The 17,863-nt window shown below is 71.0% G+C and carries 15 protein-coding genes; 7 read left to right on the plus strand and 8 right to left on the minus strand.

All coding sequences use genetic code 11. The features are described from left to right. The first annotated feature begins 8 nt into the window (after window positions 1-8). On the plus strand, window positions 9-158 hold the full coding sequence (locus tag OXS49_RS19620) for a hypothetical protein (RefSeq protein WP_267426266.1): 150 nt from the start codon (window positions 9-11) through the stop codon (window positions 156-158). A gap of 18 nt (window positions 159-176) precedes the next feature. On the opposite strand, the gene OXS49_RS19625 is transcribed toward OXS49_RS19620, so the two are convergent. From OXS49_RS19625 to OXS49_RS19660, 8 genes are all read right to left on the minus strand, one after another. Then, window positions 177-1,799, minus strand: a complete 1,623-nt coding sequence (locus OXS49_RS19625; RefSeq protein ID WP_243999863.1) for a c-type cytochrome — start codon at window positions 1,797-1,799, stop codon at window positions 177-179. 83 nt (window positions 1,800-1,882) lie between these two features. After that, entirely contained in the window at window positions 1,883-2,194 is a 312-nt protein-coding gene (locus tag OXS49_RS19630; RefSeq protein WP_243999861.1) for a hypothetical protein, read from the minus strand. Next, window positions 2,194-2,694 carry a TspO/MBR family protein gene (locus tag OXS49_RS19635; RefSeq protein ID WP_243999930.1) on the minus strand — a complete coding sequence of 167 codons (501 nt, stop codon included), beginning with the start codon at window positions 2,692-2,694 and terminating at the stop codon, window positions 2,194-2,196. Before OXS49_RS19635 ends, OXS49_RS19630 begins: the two co-directional genes overlap by 1 nt. Then, window positions 2,694-3,953: a geranylgeranyl diphosphate reductase gene (locus OXS49_RS19640; RefSeq protein ID WP_267426268.1), complete on the minus strand. Its 1,260-nt coding sequence runs from the start codon at window positions 3,951-3,953 to the stop codon at window positions 2,694-2,696. Before OXS49_RS19640 ends, OXS49_RS19635 begins: the two co-directional genes overlap by 1 nt. A gap of 4 nt (window positions 3,954-3,957) precedes the next feature. Continuing rightward, window positions 3,958-5,301, minus strand: coding sequence for a BCD family MFS transporter (locus OXS49_RS19645; RefSeq protein ID WP_267426270.1), 1,344 nt, complete (start codon window positions 5,299-5,301; stop codon window positions 3,958-3,960). Further along, entirely contained in the window at window positions 5,301-6,185 is an 885-nt protein-coding gene (chlG, locus tag OXS49_RS19650; protein ID WP_243999855.1) for a chlorophyll synthase ChlG, read from the minus strand. Before chlG ends, OXS49_RS19645 begins: the two co-directional genes overlap by 1 nt. Before the next feature lie 285 nt (window positions 6,186-6,470). After that, complete coding sequence (ppsR, locus tag OXS49_RS19655) at window positions 6,471-7,868, minus strand: transcriptional regulator PpsR (protein WP_243999853.1); 1,398 nt, start codon at window positions 7,866-7,868, stop codon at window positions 6,471-6,473. A gap of 79 nt (window positions 7,869-7,947) precedes the next feature. Next, entirely contained in the window at window positions 7,948-8,841 is an 894-nt protein-coding gene (locus tag OXS49_RS19660; protein WP_243999851.1) for a cobalamin B12-binding domain-containing protein, read from the minus strand. Between the two features lie 316 nt (window positions 8,842-9,157). Here OXS49_RS19660 and bchF point away from each other — a divergent pair, with 316 nt between their 5' ends. The 6 genes from bchF to bchM all read left to right on the plus strand — a co-directional run. Further along, window positions 9,158-9,667, plus strand: coding sequence for a 2-vinyl bacteriochlorophyllide hydratase (gene bchF / locus OXS49_RS19665; protein ID WP_243999849.1), 510 nt, complete (start codon window positions 9,158-9,160; stop codon window positions 9,665-9,667). Continuing rightward, window positions 9,664-10,938, plus strand: a complete 1,275-nt coding sequence (locus OXS49_RS19670; protein WP_267426271.1) for a ferredoxin:protochlorophyllide reductase (ATP-dependent) subunit N — start codon at window positions 9,664-9,666, stop codon at window positions 10,936-10,938. Before bchF ends, OXS49_RS19670 begins: the two co-directional genes overlap by 4 nt. A 4-nt stretch (window positions 10,939-10,942) precedes the next feature. Then, a complete protein-coding gene (gene bchB, locus OXS49_RS19675) occupies window positions 10,943-12,535 on the plus strand; it encodes a ferredoxin:protochlorophyllide reductase (ATP-dependent) subunit B (RefSeq protein WP_267426273.1) in 1,593 nt (530 codons plus the stop codon). Beyond that, window positions 12,525-16,271 (plus strand): magnesium chelatase subunit H, encoded by a 3,747-nt coding sequence (locus tag OXS49_RS19680; protein ID WP_267426274.1) that lies wholly within the window; start codon window positions 12,525-12,527, stop codon window positions 16,269-16,271. The genes bchB and OXS49_RS19680 overlap by 11 nt, the downstream gene beginning before the upstream one ends. Next, window positions 16,268-17,161: a ferredoxin:protochlorophyllide reductase (ATP-dependent) iron-sulfur ATP-binding protein gene (bchL, locus tag OXS49_RS19685; protein WP_267426275.1), complete on the plus strand. Its 894-nt coding sequence runs from the start codon at window positions 16,268-16,270 to the stop codon at window positions 17,159-17,161. The genes OXS49_RS19680 and bchL overlap by 4 nt, the downstream gene beginning before the upstream one ends. 16 nt (window positions 17,162-17,177) lie before the next feature. After that, window positions 17,178-17,863: magnesium protoporphyrin IX methyltransferase (gene bchM, locus OXS49_RS19690; RefSeq protein ID WP_267426276.1), on the plus strand; the 686-nt coding region annotated here is incomplete at its 3' end.

The raw sequence follows: 17,863 nt of genomic DNA on the forward strand, positions 1-17,863 counted from the left end.
CGACCCTGATGAACGCCGCCGGCCACAGCGCCCCACCGGTCTCGATGCTGAAGCACGAGGCCGTCCGCGACGCGGTCCGGCTCGCCCTCGTCATGACGCAAAGCCTCCCGGTCGCGGTCAGGCCCGTGGCCAGCTTCGGCCAGGTCGCGCAGACCTGACCTGCGCCGACCTCGGCCTCACGGCTTGCTGGTCGGCGGCGTGGTGGCGGCCGGCACGTTCACCGCCTGCTTCTCCGGGTTCTTCACCTGGCTGTAGGCGACGTTGGCGAAAGTGCCGATCACCGCTGGCCAGCTCGGATTGGCATATTGCGGATCGTCGCGCCCGACCTTGCAGAACGCGGTCGTCAGGGCGTTGACCACGTCATCGTCGTTGGCCCCCGCCGCGGCGCCCTTGATCTGCGGCACCAGACGGACCAGCGTCGGCACGAAGTCCTGCTGCTTCAGGCCCTTGAGGGTGTTCTGCACACCGATCTGGTCGAAGGCGGACTTGAGCTGATCCTGCTCGATCTCCGCGCACGGCGCCGTGCCGGACAGCATGGTCCGGGTGGCGGCGCGCGCCTCGGAGGCTTTGTCGCCGGTCACGACCGGGGCCTTGTTGCCCCAGGAATTGCGGATGTAGTCGGTGACGTTCCGCACCTCGACATCGGTCATCTGCTGGCCGATCGCCACCATCGGGGCGAGGCCGCTCTGAGCGGCGAGGCCGCCATAGATCACCCGCAGCACCGTCTCGGGGCCGTCCGACATCACCGAAGTGTTGCCGGCCAGCGCCGGCACGGCGCCCTGAAGGCCCTTGCCGTCGGGCTGGTGGCAGGATGAGCAGTAGGTCAGATAGGTCGAGGCGCCCGGAGCCCCGGCCGTGTCGAACGCCGCCAAGTCCTTGGGCTTGTAGGTTTGCTTGGCGGGCACGGTGCGCAGATAGGCCACCATGGCCTTCAGATCCTCCTCCTTCACCTTGGAGAGGGATTCCATGATGGTCTGGCGCATCGGGCCGGCGGCGACGCCCGGCCGGTCGCCCGGGGCGGTACCGGTCTTGAGGTAGGTCACCACCTGCTCGTCGGTCCAGGCGCCGATGCCCTGGTGGCCGTCCGGCGTGATGTTGGGGGCGTACCAGCCATCGATCACGCCGCCGCCGAACCGGCCCGCGAAGCTCGAGTTGCCGACGAGCTTGTTCTCGTTGTGGCACATGGCGCAGTGGCCGAGCCCCTCGACGAGGTAACCGCCGCGGTTGACCTCGGCGCTGGCGTTCGGATCGGGCTTGAAGCGCTCCTCGGTGAAGAACGCGGTCCGCCACGTCACCAAAGCGGTGCGGACGTTGAACGGGAACGGGATCTGGCTGTCCTGGCGCTTCTCGTTCACCGCCGGGACCGATTGCAGATAGGCCCAGATCGCCTTGGTGTCGTCGTCGGTAACCTTGGTGAACCAGCCGAACGGGAAGGCCGGGTAGAGGTAGCCGACGTTCTTGCTGTAGCCGTGCCGGAACGCCTTCTCGAAGTCGTCGTAGCTCCAGTTGCCGAGGCCCGTATCCTTGTCGGGGGTCAGGTTGGGCGTCATGATCACGCCAAACGGCATGTTCAGGGCGTAGTTGCCGGCGAGATACTTGCCGCCCGGCGCCGTGTGGCAGGCCGCGCAATCGCCCATCGTGACGAGGTACTTGCCGCGCTCGACCGGGTCGGACGACCCGTCCTGCGCCAGAGCGGGCGTCGCGAGAAGCAGGCCCGCCAGGATCGGGGCAGCCAGGACAGGGGCAGCCAGGACAGGGGTATGGGCCCAGCCGGGGGAGAGGGCATTCGTGCGCTTCATGGCATCCTCTCCCAGGGTGGACTTTAGAGTTCTTACAAGCGGGTGACGCGCGTGAACGCGGCCGTTTGCTGCGTTGTTCCGGCCTAGGCCGGCTTGTGACCCGGACTGCGGCGTTGTGCCGTGGGCGCCCGGAAGCGCAGGCCGAGATCGGCGAGATGAGCCACGAGCCCGGCGAGCATCCACCCGGCGACCGCCATCCAGCCGGCCCCGACCAGGGCCGACCGTAGGGCCAGCATCAGGGCGGCCCCGGAGGCGAGATTGGCCAGCAACGACGGCAGCGGCGGCCCACCCCGGCGGCTGAGCCAGGCGAGGATCAGCGCCTCGGCGCCGACGAGCAGCAGGATGCCGTCGACGATCCGGCCGGACGCGAACCAAGACGCGAGCAGCGCCTCCATCACGCAGCTTGGCCGAAGGGTGCGTTGAGGCGCACGATCCGAAGGTTCAGGCAAGCGGCGACGCTGACCCAAGCGAGATACGGCAGGTTCATGAGCCCGGCCGCGACCGAGATCCGGCCTGTCACCAGCACCAGCACGGCGATGGACAGCCACAGGGCCGCGACCTCGGCGAGGGCCCAGTCCGGCCGGCGGAACCGGAAGAACAGCACGCTCCAGGCGATGTTGAGCAGCCCGTTCACCGCGTAGGCGGCGAGCAGCACGCCCCGGGCAGCCGGGTCGGGATCGGCGTTCCAGACCATCACGGCGGCGATGGTGGTGAGCAGGAAGATGACGGTCCAGACCGGCCCGAAGGCCCAGTCCGGCGGCTTCCAGGCCGGCACCCGCAGGCGCCGGTACCACGCATCCGTCCGGGTCGCGAGGCCGCCGGCGAGCGCCACCAGTATTGCGGCGACGGCCGCGACGGCAGCCGGTCCCCAGCCGGCGTCGAGTCCCAAGAACATCATGGCGAGACCCAGCGGAACAGGTGCGCGAGGTCCTTGAAGAAGATCCGCGCATGGGCGGCGGGCTTGGCCCGGACCAGCTCCTTGTTCATGTAGCTGTCCCAGGTGAGCTGCTGGACATCCTTGTCCCGGCAGATCGAGACGAAGCGTTCGCGCAGGCCGTCGCTGCGGTACCAGACCCACTGCATCATCCCGAGGATCCAGAACACGCGCCCGTGCAGCTTCATGAACGCCTTGCGCGCACCCGCGAGGGCCTTGGCGTCGCCGGTCTTCAGGAAGGCCACAGCCGCCTCGGCCGAAAGCCGGCCGCCCAGCATGGCGTAGTAGATCCCCTCGCCGGAGGCCGGCGCGACCACGCCGGCGGCATCGCCGGCCAGCAGCACGTCGCGGCCGTTGTCCCAGCGCTTCAGGGGCTTGAGCGGCAGCGGTGCCCCTTCCCGGCGGATGGTCTCGGCCCCATCGAGGTTGGTCGCCACGCGCAAGGCCCGGATCGAGGAGCGCAGGGAAAACCCCTTCTTCGCGCTGCCGGTGCCGATGCTCAGCCTGTCCCCGTGCGGAAAGATCCAGCTGTAGAAGTCGGGCGAGTGGCGGCCCTGATAGTAGACGTCGCACCGGGCGGCATCGACCGAATCGGCCCCGGGGGCGCCGGCCTCCGGCACCCGGAGGATCTCGTGATAGGCGAAGACCTGCCGCATCTTGGCATGGCCCGGAACCTCGGCCCGGCCGACCGGCGAGCAGGCCCCGTCGGCGCCGATGACGAGCCGCGCCCGGACGGTTTGGCGGGCGAGGGACTCGCCGGCGCCGGTACTGAAATGGACGCGGGCCGACCCCTCGTCCGACCGGGTGATCTTCTCGTAGGCGGCCTCGCGCAGCTCGGCACCGGCCTGTTCCGCACGGGCGCGCAGCCAGGGGTCGAACTGCTCGCGGTCGACCATACCGACGAAGCCCTCGCCGACCGGCATGTCGACGGCCTTGCCGCTCGGCGCCACCATGCGGGCGGCGCGGATCTTCGCGACGAGAAGCGAATCGGGGATCGCGAAGTCGCGGATCAGCCGGGGCGGGATCGCGCCGCCGCAGGGCTTGATCCGGCCGGGCTTGTCGAGGAGCAGCACCGTGTGTCCAGCCCGGGCGAGGTCGGTCGCCGCCGTGGCTCCGGCCGGGCCGCCGCCGACCACGACGACGTCGTAGAGCGGCCCCCCCCCTCTCCCCGCGTGCGGGGAGAGGGGGTTCACCGGGCCGCCATCATCCAACTGTGCCATGGCCTCACCGCGCGCTGAAGGCAGGATCGAGCGAAACCGCGCCCGGTGCCGGAGTGGATTCGAGCCGCACCGCCAGGACGACCGCGACGAGGAACAGCAATCCTTCCGCGGCGAACACCGCCGCGTAGGCCTGGACCGGCTCGGCTGTGACGAGCCGGACGGCATCGACCGAGACCGCACCGAGAAAACCGCCGGCCCCGAAGGCGACGCCCTGCGCGGCGCCCCAGACGCCCATCCGGGTGCCGCGCTCCCGCGCGTCGCCGCGGCCGGCCAGCGCCATCATCGCGCCGATCGCGGCGACCGCGTAGGCGCCGTTGCCGACGCCGAGGGCGAACACCGTCTCGCGCAAGGGAAAGTCCGCGCCCGAAGCCGCGCCGCTCGCCAGGGCGAACAGGGCGGCGGCCGAGCCGGCGCAGCCCAGCGCGATCCAGAGTCTCAGGGAGGCGAGGGGGGTGCCGCGGGCCGCGAGTGTCACCCCCGCCACCAGCAGCATCCCGGCGAGCACGCCGCCATGCTGAAGTCCGGCGAGCTTGGTGGTGGCGCCGGGGCTCATGGCGAAGACGAGCCCGGCATAGGGCTCCAGGATCAACTCCTGGGCGCTGTAGGCCAGCATCGAGACGAAGACGAAGATCGTGAAGGTCCGGGCCACCGGATCGGCCAGCACCTGGGCGAGCACGGTGAAGAACGGCCGGCGCGCCTCCGCGGGCTCCGGCGCACGGACCGGCAGGCGACGCTCGACACCGGCGACTGCCAGGGCGGCGACGCAGAAGGCGATGAGCGAGACCGTGCCCGACACGGCCACGAGCCGCAGGCCGGAGAACGGATCGAGGAAATGGCCGGCCAGCGGCGCCGTGAGCGCGAAGCCGACGATCATCATCACCCAGACGATGGTGGCGGCAGCCCCCCGCCGGGCCGGCGCGACGCCCCCCGACAGCAGGACCAGGAGCGCGGTTCCTGCGGCGCCGACCCCCATCCCGACGCACAGGAACGAGAGGGCGGCCAGCGCCAGCCCCAAAGCGAGATTGTCGGCGGCCAGCGCGGTGCCGCAGGCGGCCCCGAACCCACCGAGGCAGAGGGCGGCCATGCCGCCGACGATCCAGGGGGTGCGCCGGCCGCTGCGATCGGAGCCGTAGCCCCAGCGCGGGCGCAGCACCTGCACGGCGTAGTGCAGGGCGACCAGCAGACCGGGCACGAAGGCGGGCAGAGCCAGTTCCACCACCATCACCCGGTTGAGCGTGGCGGTCATCAGCACGACGACGCTGCCCAGAGCGGTCTGGACGAGGCCGAGGCGGACGATCTGGGGCCAGCCGAGGGTCGCCTCAGGCGCGATCCGATCCGAAATGCCCATCACGCCCCTCCCACCAGGGGCCGCAGCGCGAAGGCGGCGACCAGCATGCCGAGGACGTAGAGGGTGGTGCCGGTGCCGTTGTACCAGACCGCCCGCTCCCGGGGATTGTCGAGGAACCGGACCATCAGGGCGAGTTGGCCGGCGAGCAGCGCCGCCACGAGGCCGGCATGCCAGTACCGCTCCCAGCCGACGAGGAGCGCGATGACGGCGACCTGCGGCAGGGCCATGACCAGGCACGCGAAGCGCGCCGCGCGCCCGGTGCCCATCTGCACCGGTAGCGACAGCAGGCCCATGCGCCGGTCGCCCTCGACCGACTTGAAATCGTTGAGCGTCATGATGCCGTGGGCGCCGGCCGCGTAGAGGAGTGCCACCAGCAGCACCCGCCGGTCCGGCAGGGCGGCGGCCATCACGGCGGCGCCGGTGAACCAGGGCAGCCCCTCATAGCAGAGCGCCACCGCGGCGTTGCCCCACCAGCCGTTGCGCTTCAGCCGGACGGGGGGCGCCGAGTAGATCCAGGCGAGCACCAGCCCGAACAAAGCGGCCCCGAGGATCCAGGGTCCGAGCGCGGCGGCCACCACCAGCGACAGCCCGGTCCAGGCGAGCGCGAGATAGAGCCCCCAGCGGCCCGGGATCCGCCCGGAGGGAATCGGCCGGTTCGGTTCGTTGATCGCATCGACATGGCGGTCGAACCAGTCGTTCGTAGCCTGGCTGGTCGCGCATACCAGCGGCCCGGCCAGCAGCACCCCGGCGGCGATCACCGGCCACTGGCCGCTGGCCGGCTGGCCCGACGAGATCACCCCGCAGGCGAACGCCCACATCGGTGCGAACCACGTCAGCGGCTTCAGCAGCTCGATGACTGCGCTCGGGGCGGGCGTAGCGGCCATGGCGGGAGGCTACCGGGGCCCGCCGAAGTGTCAAGCCAGATTTACAGAGTGCGGCGGAATGTGCGCGATGTTTGTCGGGCGAATACATCCGGATGGCGATAATACACGCTGCCGCACTGGACCGACGCGTGTGTACCGGAGGCACGCAATCCGCCTCCGGAACGCGTCGCATCCCCGCTCAGGCGGCGATTGCTCGGCCTCGGAGCGGGATCGCGAACGCGCCGAACCACGTCGCTAGCCTATCCCGCCTAGCGCCGCGTCGTCGGGAAAACGTGTCGGACCGGCTCAATCCGCCTCGACCGGCCCGTCGAGATCGCCGACGCCGTAGCGGCGCATCTTGGCGTAGAGGCCTTGCCGGCTCAGGCCCAGCATCTCGGCGGCCGAGGCCCGGTTGTCCCGGGTGATGCGCAGGGCTGCCTCGATGCAGAGCTTCTCGATCAGGTCGGTGGTCTCGCGCACCAGCGTCTTCATCGAGACCCGGCCGACCAGCTCCGCCATCTGCTCGACCGAGCGCGGTACCTCCCGCCCCCCGCCGAATCGCCCTTCGGGAATCCGGCGCGGGGCCGGGCGGATCGCGAAGCCCAGGCAGGGGCGGGCGCCCGCCACCGAAACGGCCGCGACCTCGACATCTTCCAGGCCGCCATAGGCACCGCGGATGACCGTCGCGAAGCGCCGCACCACGCCGTGATCGCCCAGGGTCGCGAACAGGGCCTGCGCCTCGGTCTCGTCGCGGCCGAGCCAATGATCCACGGTGCGTCCGCGAACCTGCCCCTCGGTGGCGAGCTGGGTCAGTTCCAGGAAGGCGGCATTGGCGGTCAGGATCCGCCGGCTCGCGTCGGTGACCACGAAGCCCTCGGGCATCGCCTCGATCACCGCCTGGGTCGGCACCTCCTGACCGGAGCCGGCCTCGGCGGCGGCCGGATCGGCCACGAGCCGCATCAGGGCGCTGGCACCGCCCTCACCCCGGAACAGCGAGACAGAGACGGAGACCTCGCCGCGCCCGTGCGGCAGGGCGGCCCGGATCTCCCCGGCCTGCCCGGTCGCCCGCAGGGCGGCGAACTGCGCCTCCAGGGCCCGCGTGCTGCTGGCCTCGAACAGTTCGACCACGTCCTGGCCGGCGACCCGCTTGGCCGGACGACCGAGCAGCCGCGCGGCGGACGGGTTCGCCTCGGCGACCCGCCGGGTTCCGGCATCGACCACCAGCACCGGCTCGCCGGAGATCTGGAACAGGAGCCGGTAGCGCGTCTCGACCGCGCGCAGGCGCTCGTAATCCCGCTCCAGCGCCTGCTGGGTCTCCATCAAGCGGCGCTGGAGACCGGCCACCGCCCGCATGTCGCGCCCGAGCACCAGGATCGGGCCGCCCTCGGCCGGGCGGATCGAGGCGTAGCGGATCGGCAGGTCGATCCCGCTGGGGGAGGGGTGGTTGATCTGGCGCCAGCGGGTGATGCCCTCCGGCCGGGCGTCGCGCAGCAGGGCGTCGACCTTGGGCCTGCTCTCGACCGTCACGGTGTCGACCCAGCGTCGGCCCAGCCACCCAGGGATATTCTCCGCCTCGAGATCCGTCCCGATCGATGCGTCGCGGATCACGCCCTCGGCGTCGATCACGAGCGAGACATCGGAGGATGCCGCGACGATGCGCCCGACCGCCTCGCCGTTGAGGTGGCCGGCGACCTGGTCCAGCACCGCGGGTGATCCCGAGGAGATGAGGTGCGGCTGAAGCGTCACGGTCACCGAGATGTGATGAAGGTGGATGACAACCCTTTCAACAGGCCAATGCCTGCCTGTCCAGCAAAGCTTCCGCGGCGGCGGGCGCCGAACACCCGTCGAGCGCGCAGGCGTCGGCCCCCACGAGGCCGGCCTCACCGCCGTGGCGTGTGAAATAGGGGCCCCCGACCAGCACGCGCACCCCCGGGTTCCGCGAGGCGCGCCGCACCTCGGCCACCGTGGCCGACAGGACAGGCAGGAGCACGTCGGAGGAGAGCGACAGGCCGACCACCTCGAACCAGTCGGTCGCCAGGAGCGCGAGGGGATCGAGGCCGGGCGCCGGAACCGCCGTGGTTACGTACCAGCCGGCCTCCCGGAAGAAGCTCGCGACGATCGACAGGCCGAATCGGTGCGTCTCTCCGGGGCAGGGCAGGAGCAGCACGCTGCGGCCGCCGATCGGAGCCGATTCGATCTCGAGCTCCAGGCAGAGGTGCCGGCTGATGGCCTGCAGCCGCCCGAGGCCCTCGGTCACGGCCAGGAAATCGCAGGCATCCTCCTCCCACAGGGCCCCGAGGTGCCGGGCCGCCGGGGCGAGCAGATCGAGGAGCAGACGCGCCAGCGGCAGGCCGCCATCCCGCAGGACCGCGATCTCGGCATCGAGATCCACCGGGCCGGGACCGAGGAGGAGGGCACTGAAGGCGGCGATTTCCTGCGGCGTCACCGCCCGGTCGGCCGGCGACCGGCGCCCGGCGCCGGGGCGGTGGGCCAGCATCAGCCGGGGGAGGATCTCGCCCTCGATCACCCGGGCGAGGGCATCCGGCCGCGGGCGCGGCGCCTCGGACCGCACGCGGGGCTTATCGCGGAAGACCGGCGAAACGTCGCTGACCGTGCCGCAGCCAGCTGCGATCGGTCCCAGTTCCAAACGCTCGCCGAAATGCCTCCAGTGTCCCATCGGCACCCTCCCTGAAACGGCCCCGGCCCGAGGAACCGGCAGCTCCGCTCGCGTCTTCGGGTGCGGGATTACTCGCCCGTCTATTCTTCGTCTTTGTCTTGCGCGGGACTCGATAGGCCAAGTCACCGGCGCGTCGCCGCGGGTCCAGACGATACGCTTCTTGACGAACTTGGCAATGATCCAAGACCAAGAAAAACGTCTTCTGCCTATGTCACGCCTAGAGAACGTCAAGCGCACTTGACACTTTGGGGGCCCCCGCCCTAGCCTCTGACAACGACGGAGCCCTAGGCGCCGCCGAGATCAGGGGGGCGGATGCATGGGTCACGAGGCCCGACCGGCACGACCGCTCTACACGCCTGCCGAGCGGCACCGGCGCGACGCATCCCCCTGGACCTTGGTGCAGGGCGTGCTGGCACCTCTCCAATTCGTGATCTTCCTGGCGAGCCTCGTGCTGGTGCTGCGCGCACTGGCGACCGGCGAGGCCGTCGCCGCCGCCGAGATCTCGGTCGTGGTGAAGACCCTGGCGCTCTACGCGATCATGATCACCGGCTCGATCTGGGAGAAGGTCGTGTTCGGCCGCTTCCTGTTCGCGCCGGCCTTCTTCTGGGAGGACGTGGTCAGCATGCTGGTGCTGGCGCTCCACACGGCCTACCTCGCCGCGCTCGCCACGGACGCCCTCGGGGGCCAAGCGCTGCTGATTCTGGCGCTCGCCGCCTACGCCACCTACGTGATCAATGCCGGCCAGTTCGTGCTGAAGCTGCGGGCCGCCCGGCTCCAGGGCAATCCCGGCCGCCGGCCGCCGCACCTCGCGGAGGCGCTGTCGTGAACGCGCCGGTCCCGCCCCCGACCGCCTGCGGCGGCATCGACCTGCATCAGGAACACGGCCAGCGCGCGGTGTTCTGCGGACTCACCGGCATCGTCTGGCTGCACCGGAAGATCCAGGACGCGTTCTTCCTCGTGGTCGGGTCGCGCACCTGCGCGCACCTGATCCAGTCGGCGGCCGGGGTGATGATCTTCGCCGAGCCGCGATTCGCCACCGCGATCATCGACGAGCGCGACCTTGCCGGCATCGCCGATGCCAACGAGGAACTCGACCGGGTCGTGACCCGGCTGATCGAGCGCCGGCCGGACATCAAGCTGCTGTTCCTCGTGGGTTCCTGCCCGTCCGAGGTGATCAAGCTCGACCTGTCCCGGGCGGCCCAGCGCCTGTCGGGGCGCCTGAATCCCGTGCGGGTGCTGAACTATTCGGGCTCCGGCATCGAGACGACCTTCACGCAGGGTGAGGATGCCTGCCTCGCCGCCCTCGTGCCGGACCTGCCTCGCGCGATCGACACGGCCGCGCCGTCGCTCCTCGTGGTCGGCGCCCTGGCCGACGTGGTCGAGGACCAGTTCCTTCGGATCTTCGCCGCGATGGGGATCGCGGATGTCCGGTTCCTGCCCGCCCGCCGGGCCGGCGCGATGCCGGCGGTCGGCCGTGGCACACGCTATCTGCTGGCCCAGCCGTTCCTGGCCGACACCGCCCGCGCCCTCGAGGAGCGCGGCGCCCGCCGCCTCGCGGCCCCGTTCCCGCTCGGCGCCGAAGGCACCACCGGCTGGCTGCGCGCCGCCGCCGAGGCGTTCGGCGTCTCGGACGAAGCGTTCGAGGCCGCGACCGCACCGGGCCGCGCCCGCGCCGAGACCGCGCTGGCGCCGCTGCGCGAAGAACTCGGCGGCAAGCGGGTGTTTTTCTTCCCCGATTCGCAATTGGAGGTGCCGCTCGCCCGGTTCCTGGCGCGGGAACTCGGCGCAGCGCTCGTGGAAGTCGGGACCCCCTACCTGCACCGGGGGCATCTGGCCGCCGAGATCGAGTGGCTTCCCGCGGGCACGCGGGTGACGGAAGGCCAGAGCCTCGACGACCAGATGGACCGCTGCCGCGCGGCCCGGCCGGACCTCACGGTCTGCGGCCTCGGCCTCGCCAACCCGCTGGAGGCCGAGGGGTTGTCGACCAAGTGGTCGATCGAGCTGCTGTTCACGCCCGTGCAGGGCTACGAGCAGGCCGGCGACCTCGCCGAATTGTTCGCGCGCCCGCTCCGGCGCCGCGCCCTGCTGGAGGTGTAGCGCCATGCAGCTGACCCTCTGGACCTACGAAGGCCCACCCCATATCGGCGCGATGCGCATCGCCACGGCGATGACCGGCCTCCACTACGTGCTGCACGCGCCGCAGGGCGACACCTACGCCGACCTGCTGTTCACGATGATCGAGCGGCGCGATGCCCGCCCGCCCGTCACCTACACGACCTTCCGGGCGCAGGATCTCGGCCGCGACACCGCCGAGCTGTTCAAGACCTCGGTCTCGGCCGCCTACGCGCGGTTCCAGCCGCAGGCGATGATCGTCGGCGCCTCCTGCACCGCCGAGCTGATTCAGGACGATCCGGGCGGGCTCGCCAAGGCACTCAACCTGCCGATCCCGGTGATTCCCCTGGAGCTGCCGGCCTACCAGAAGAAGGAAAACTGGGGCGCCTCCGAGACCTTCTATCGGCTCGTCCGGGCTCTCGCCGGCGCCCCCGGCGCGGGCGCCGGGCGGGAGCCCGGGCGGCGCCCGCTCTGCAACATCCTGGGACCCACGGCGCTCGGCTTCCGCCACCGGGACGACCTGATCGAGATCCGCCGGCTGCTCGATTCGCTCGGGATCGACGTAAACGTGGTCGCGCCGCTCGGCGCCTCGCCCGCCGATCTCGGCCGGCTCAAGGACGCCGACTTCAACGTCGTGCTCTATCCCGAGACCGCGCGCTCCGCCGCGGAGTACCTGAAGAAGAGTTTTGGGCAGCCGTTCACGCACGTCGTGCCGATCGGCGTCGGCGGCACCCGCCGGTTCGTCGAGGAGGTGGCGGGCCTCGCCGGCCTCGATCCGGCACCGGTTCTGGATGGCCCCGGCTCGCGCCTGCCCTGGTACAGCCGCTCGGTCGATTCGACCTACCTGACCGGCAAGCGCGTCTTCGTGTTCGGGGATGCCACGCACGCGATCGGCCTCGCCCGGATCGCCGCCCGGGAACTCGGCTTCCAGGTCGTCGGGCTCGGCACCTACAGCCGCGAATTCGCCCGGGAGGTCCGCGCCGAGGCGGCCGAACTCGGTCTCGAAGCGCTGATCACCGACGATTACCTCGATGTCGAGGCGGCGATCCGCGCGGCGGCGCCCGAACTGGTGCTCGGCACGCAGATGGAGCGCCACGTCGCCAAGCGGCTCGGCATCCCCTGCGCGGTGATCTCCGCGCCGATCCACGTCCAGGATTTCCCGGCCCGCTACGCCCCGCAGATGGGGTTCGAGGGCGCCAACGTCCTGTTCGACACCCTGGTCCATCCGCTGATGATGGGCCTCGAAGAGCACCTGCTGGGCATGTTCCGGGAGGATCCGGAATTCCACGACGGCGTCGGCCCCTCGCATCTCGGCGGCACGCCGGTCGCCGCGTCGGCGCCTCAGGCCGCGCCAGCAACCGCGCCCGCACCCGAGGCTGCGCCGGCGCCGATCCATCTCGACCATCCTGTCGCGGTGGCGGTCGCCCCCTGGGCGCCCGAGGCCGAGAAAGAACTGAAAAAGATCCCGTTCTTCGTGCGCGGCAAGGCGCGCACCAACACGGAGCGATTCGCCCGTGAGCGGCAATTGCCGCTCATCACCCTTGAAACCCTCTACGACGCAAAGGCGCATTATGGCCGCTAGAGCGCACTCCGCCGGCCACAATGCCGGCCCGGCCAAGGCAGGCGCGTCACAGCGCCGGCCGCCGATCCGCGTCGTGATCGTCACCCTCGACAATCACCTCGCGAGCGCGGTCGAGCGGGCGCGCCTGCGGCTCCGCACCGAGATGCCGGGGCTGGTCCTGGGCTTCCACGCGGCGGCCGAGTGGGACAACAACCCCGCCGCCCTCGACGATTGCCGGGCCGACATCGCCAGCGCCGACATCGTGCTCTCGGCCATGCTGTTCATGGACGAGCATGTCCGGGCGATCCTGCCGGCGCTGGCCGCGCGGCGCGACGCCTGCGACGCGATGGTCGGCTGCCTCTCGGCCGGCGAGGTCGTGAAGACCACGAAGCTCGGCCGCTTCGACATGAGCGGCAACAAGCGCAGCGCCCTCGACTTCCTGAAGAAGCTGCGCGGCAAGCCGGGCCAGCAGGGCAATGCCGGCCGGCAGATGGCCCTGGTGCGCAAGCTGCCGAAGATCCTGCGCTTCATCCCGGGCTCGGCCCAGGACGTGCGCGCCTATTTCCTGACCCTGCAATACTGGCTCGCCGGCTCGGACGAGAACGTCTCCGCCCTGGTGCGCTTCCTGGTCCATCGCTACGCGGCGGGCGAGCGCGCCGCCTGGCGCGAGGGCCCGGCGGCGCCGGCGCCCCTCGATTATCCCGAGACCGGCCTCTACCATCCGCGCCTGCCCGGCCGGATCGGCGCCGACCTGGCGCGCCTCCCGCGCCAAGCCGGCACCCGGGGCCGCGTCGGCCTGCTGGTGATGCGCAGCTACGTGCTGGCCGGCAACACCGCCCATTACGACGGCGTCATCGCGGCCCTGGAGGCCCAGGGGCTCGACGTGGTGCCGGCCTTCGCCAGCGGCCTCGACAACCGCCCGGCCGTGGACGCCTTCTTCATGAAGGATGGGCGCGCCGGCATCGACGCGCTGGTTTCGCTCACCGGCTTCTCGCTGGTCGGCGGCCCCGCCTACAACGACGCCGCCGCCGCCGAGGCGATGCTGGCCCAGCTCGACGTGCCCTACCTCGCCGCCCAGGCGCTGGAATTCCAGACCCTGGAGCAGTGGGAATCGGGCGACCGCGGCCTGTCGCCGGTCGAGGCGACCATGATGGTCGCGATCCCCGAACTCGACGGCGCCACCGCCCCGATGGTGTTCGGCGGCCGCTCCTCGGCCTCGGGCAGCGACAACGCCCGGGACATGCGGGTCCACCCGGAGCGGGCCGCGCGCCTCGCCGAGCGGGTCGCGCAGCTGGTCTCGCTGCGCCGGACACCGAAGGCCGCGCGCAAGCTCGCCGTGGTGCTGTTCAACTTCCCGCCCAATGCCGGCGCCACCGGCACGGCCGCGTTCCTGTCGGTCTACGCCTCGTTGCTCAACACCCTGAAGGGTCTGGCGGCCGACGGCTATGCCGTTGCGGTGCCCGAGAGCGTCGATGCCCTGCGCAGGGCGATCCTGGAGGGCAATGCCACGCGCTACGGCACCCAGGCCAACGTCCACGCCCGCATCCCGGCCGAGGACCACCTGCGCCGCGAGACCTACCTCGCCGAGATCGAGGCCCAGTGGGGCCCGGCGCCCGGCCGCCACCAGACCAACGGCGCCGACCTGTTCGTGCTCGGCGCCCAGTTCGGCAACGTCTTCGTCGGCGTCCAGCCCGCCTTCGGCTACGAGGGCGACCCGATGCGGCTGCTGTTCGAGCGCGGCTTCGCGCCGACCCACGCGTTCTCGGCCTTCTACCGCTACCTGCGCGAGGATTTCGCCGCCGACGCCGTGCTGCATTTCGGCACCCACGGGGCGCTCGAATTCATGCCCGGCAAACAGACCGGCCTGTCCGAGGCCTGCTGGCCGGAGCGGCTGATCGGGGCCCTGCCCAATATCTATCTCTACGCCGCCAACAACCCGTCCGAGGGGACGCTGGCCAAGCGCCGCTCGGCCGCGACGCTGGTGTCCTACCTGACCCCGAGTCTTGCGGCGGCCGGCCTCTATCGCGGGCTGATCGACCTCAAGAGCTCGATCGAGCGCTGGCGCGGCCTCGACCTCGCCGCGATGGCCGAGCGCGGCACCCTGGCCAGCCTGATCCAGGAGCAGGGCGCGGCCCTCGATCTCGTGGCCGCAACGCCGGCCTGGACCGGCGACCTCGGCGCCCGGGTCGGCGACCTCTGGTCGGCCGTGCAGGAGCTGGAACAGACCCTGATCCCGCACGGGCTGCACGTGGTCGGCGACGGTATGCCGGCGGAAGAGCGGATCGACATGCTGCTCGCTTTGGCGGAGGCCTCGCACGGCCTGGTGCCGGAGCGGGCCGGGATCGCCGCGCTGGTCGACGGTGCAGGGATCGAGGCGGTCATCGCGGCCTCCGGGCTGCCGGCGGATGCCGAGACCCGGGCCGCCTTCGCGAGCCTCGCCGAGACCGACCGGCTGCTGGCCCGCGACCACGAGGTTCCGGCGCTGCTGCGGGCGCTGGACGGCCGCTTCGTGCCGCCGGTGGCGGGCGGCGACCTGCTGCGCAACCCCGCGATCCTGCCGACCGGCCGCAACATCCACGGCTTCGATCCCTACCGCCTGCCCTCCGCCTTCGCGGTGGCCGACGGCGCCCGGCAGGTGGCCCGCATCCTCGAACGCTTCGCGGCGGACGGGAAACCCTGCCCGGAGAGCGTGGCCCTGGTCCTGTGGGGCACCGACAACCTCAAGAGCGAGGGCGGCCCGATCGCCCAGGCGCTGGCGCTGATCGGCGCGAAGCCCCGCTTCGACGGCTACGGCCGCTTGAGCGGCGCGGAGCTGATTCCGCTGGAAACCCTCGGCCGGCCCCGCATCGACGCGGTGGTCACCCTCTCGGGCATCTTTCGCGATCTGCTGCCGCTCCAGACCAAGCTCCTGGCGGAAGCCTCTTTCCTCGCCGCCACGGCCGACGAGCCCCTCGAAACAAACTACGTCCGCAAGCACGCCCTGGCGATCCAAGCCGAGCACGGCTGCGATCTGGAGACCGCGGCGCTCCGCGTGTTCTCCAACGCCGAGGGTGCCTACGGGGCCAACGTCAACCACTTGGTCGATTCGGGCAATTGGGACGACGACGCGGAACTCTGCGAGACCTTCTCGCGCCGCAAGAGCTTCGCGTATGGTCGCAACGGCCGCCCGGCGCCGCAGCGGGCCCTGATGCAGGCGGTGCTGGCCTCCGTCGACATGGCCTACCAGAACCTCGACTCGGTCGAGGTCGGCGTCACCTCCGTCGACCATTACTTCGATGGGCTCGGCGGCATGGGCCGGGCGGTGGCCCGGGCCAAGGGCGAGTCGGTGCCGATCTACATCAGCGACCAGACCCGCGGGGAGGGGCGCGTCCGCTCCCTGGAGGAGCAGGTGGCGCTGGAGACGCGCACCCGGATGCTCAACCCGAAATGGTACGAAAGCCTGCTCGGCCACGGCTACGAGGGCGTCCGCCAGATCGAGACGCATCTCACCAACACGGTCGGCTGGTCGGCCACCGCCAACGCGGTCCAGCCCTGGATCTACCAGCGGATCACCGAGACCTACGTGCTCGACCCCGCCATGCGCGAGCGCATGGCAGCCCTCAACCCCACCGCATCCGCCAAGGTCGCCCAAAGGCTGATCGAGGCGCACCGCCGCGGCTTCTGGACCCCCGACGCAGAGATGCGTGACGCCCTCGATCGGGCCGAGGAGGAACTGGAAGACCGTCTGGAAGGCGTCACCACAGGAGTGGCCGCATGAACATCGCGATCCGCAATCCCGTCATTGCCCGAAAAGAAGAGGGGAGCGTTCAAGTCGAACTCGATCCGGACCTGAAGATCGACACCGCCAAGGTCTTCGCGGTCTACGGCAAGGGCGGGATCGGCAAGTCGACCACCTCGTCGAACCTGTCGGTGGCGTTCTCGAAGCTCGGCAAGCGGGTGCTGCAGATCGGCTGCGACCCCAAGCACGACTCGACCTTCACGCTGACCAAGCGCCTCGCCCCCACGGTGATCGACGCGCTCGAGGCGGTAAACTTCCACTCGGAGGAGCTGCGGGTCGAGGATTTCGTGGTCGAGGGCTATAACGGCGTGATGTGCGTCGAGGCCGGCGGCCCGCCCGCCGGGACCGGCTGCGGCGGCTACGTGGTCGGCCAGACGGTGAAGCTCCTGAAGGAGCACCACCTCCTGGAGGACACCGACGTCGTGGTGTTCGACGTGCTGGGCGACGTGGTCTGCGGTGGCTTCGCCTCCCCGCTCCAGCACGCCGACCGGGCGCTGATCGTCACCGCCAACGACTTCGACTCGATCTTCGCGATGAACCGGATCGTGGCGGCGATCCACGCCAAGGCGAAGAACTATCCGGTGCGGCTCGGCGGCGTCATCGCCAACCGCTCGGCCAAGACCGACGAGATCGACCGGTTCAACGACGCGGTCGGCCTGAAGCGGCTCGCCCACTTCCCCGACCTCGACATCGTCCGCCGCTCGCGGCTGAAGAAGTCGACCCTGTTCGAGATGGAATCCTCGCCGGAACTCGACGCCGTGACCGCCGAGTACATGCGGCTCGCCGAGACGCTCTGGGCCGGGGGCGAGCCCTGCGCGGCGATCCCCATGAAGGACCGCGATCTGTTCGAGTTCCTCGGTTTCGATTGAGTTTGGGGTTCGATCGATGGCCAGCGCCAGCTACGATGCCCGCCGGGGCGAGCTCACCACCTACTTCGACCGCACCGCGGTCGATGCGTGGTCGCGCCTGACCTCGGACGCCCCGGTGAGCCGGATCCGCGCCACGGTGCGGGCCGGGCGCGACGCCATGCGGGCGACGCTGCTTTCCTGGCTGCCCGCCGACATGACCGGCCTGCGCCTGCTCGATGCCGGCTGCGGCACCGGGGCGCTGAGTGTCGAGGCGGCGCGCCGCGGCGCCGAGGTGGTGGCCATCGACGTCTCGCCCACGCTGATCGGCCTGGCGCAGGAGCGGCTGCCGGAGATTTCCGGCGCGGGGCGCATCGATTTCCGCGTCGGCGACATGCTCGATCCCGGTCTCGGCCGGTTCGATCACGTGGTGGCGATGGATTCGCTGATCCATTACCGCGCCGCCGACATCGCCCGGGCGCTGGCGGCTTTGGGCGCGCGCACGGACGGCTCGATCCTGTTCACCGTGGCGCCGCGCACGGCGCTGCTGACCGTGATGCACGCGGCCGGACAGTTCTTTCCGCGGGGCGACCGCTCGCCGGCCATCGTGCCGGTGACCGAGCGTGGGCTGCGGCGGCGGATTTCCTCGGAACGGGCCCTCGACGGCTTCGTCTGGGCGCAGAGTCACCGGATCAACAGCGGCTTCTACCTGTCGAACGCGGTGGC

It is taken from the genome of Methylobacterium sp. GC_Met_2 (assembly GCF_026540795.1).
Lineage (GTDB): Bacteria > Pseudomonadota > Alphaproteobacteria > Rhizobiales > Beijerinckiaceae > Methylobacterium.

What these genes read in the sequence shown, in the direction of transcription:
- OXS49_RS19620 (WP_267426266.1), top strand. Translation starts at nt 9, where the DNA reads ATGAACGCCGCCGGCCACAGCGCCCCACCGGTCTCGATGCTGAAGCAC.
- OXS49_RS19625 (WP_243999863.1), bottom strand. Translation starts at nt 1,799, where the DNA reads ATGAAGCGCACGAATGCCCTCTCCCCCGGCTGGGCCCATACCCCTGTC.
- OXS49_RS19630 (WP_243999861.1), bottom strand. Translation starts at nt 2,194, where the DNA reads ATGGAGGCGCTGCTCGCGTCTTGGTTCGCGTCCGGCCGGATCGTCGAC.
- OXS49_RS19635 (WP_243999930.1), bottom strand. Translation starts at nt 2,694, where the DNA reads ATGTTCTTGGGACTCGACGCCGGCTGGGGACCGGCTGCCGTCGCGGCC.
- OXS49_RS19640 (WP_267426268.1), bottom strand. Translation starts at nt 3,953, where the DNA reads ATGGCACAGTTGGATGATGGCGGCCCGGTGAACCCCCTCTCCCCGCAC.
- OXS49_RS19645 (WP_267426270.1), bottom strand. Translation starts at nt 5,301, where the DNA reads ATGGGCATTTCGGATCGGATCGCGCCTGAGGCGACCCTCGGCTGGCCC.
- chlG (WP_243999855.1), bottom strand. Translation starts at nt 6,185, where the DNA reads ATGGCCGCTACGCCCGCCCCGAGCGCAGTCATCGAGCTGCTGAAGCCG.
- OXS49_RS19660 (WP_243999851.1), bottom strand. Translation starts at nt 8,841, where the DNA reads ATGGGACACTGGAGGCATTTCGGCGAGCGTTTGGAACTGGGACCGATC.
- bchF (WP_243999849.1), top strand. Translation starts at nt 9,158, where the DNA reads ATGGGTCACGAGGCCCGACCGGCACGACCGCTCTACACGCCTGCCGAG.
- bchB (WP_267426273.1), top strand. Translation starts at nt 10,943, where the DNA reads ATGCAGCTGACCCTCTGGACCTACGAAGGCCCACCCCATATCGGCGCG.
- OXS49_RS19680 (WP_267426274.1), top strand. Translation starts at nt 12,525, where the DNA reads ATGGCCGCTAGAGCGCACTCCGCCGGCCACAATGCCGGCCCGGCCAAG.
- bchL (WP_267426275.1), top strand. Translation starts at nt 16,268, where the DNA reads ATGAACATCGCGATCCGCAATCCCGTCATTGCCCGAAAAGAAGAGGGG.